A 205-nucleotide genomic window follows, 5' to 3' on the forward strand; every position below is an offset into this window, starting at 1 on the left:
TTTATTGGTCTCAGATTAGGGTGAAAACCCTGCAATTTCATTGCAGCACTTTAGTAATGCGAAAAAATCTATATTTTAGATTAGATGAAATCGTATTTAAGAAAAGGTTCTCACACTTCCAGTCGTTAGACTTGCCATATAGTTTGGTGTAGTAAATATCGTTATAAAGTTTTGAAAGGAGATGTTCAGGTTCGTTGTAGAGAAC

1 pseudogene is annotated in these 205 nt (G+C 33.7%); it reads left to right on the plus strand.

Going from position 1 to position 205, the window contains the following annotated elements:
- Positions 1 to 84 precede the first annotated feature (84 nt).
- Positions 85 to 205: pseudogene (locus Q0910_RS28625) on the plus strand (transposase); the annotation flags it as partial.

This window comes from uncultured Aquimarina sp. (genome assembly GCF_947495315.1).
Classification (GTDB): Bacteria; Bacteroidota; Bacteroidia; order Flavobacteriales; family Flavobacteriaceae; genus Aquimarina.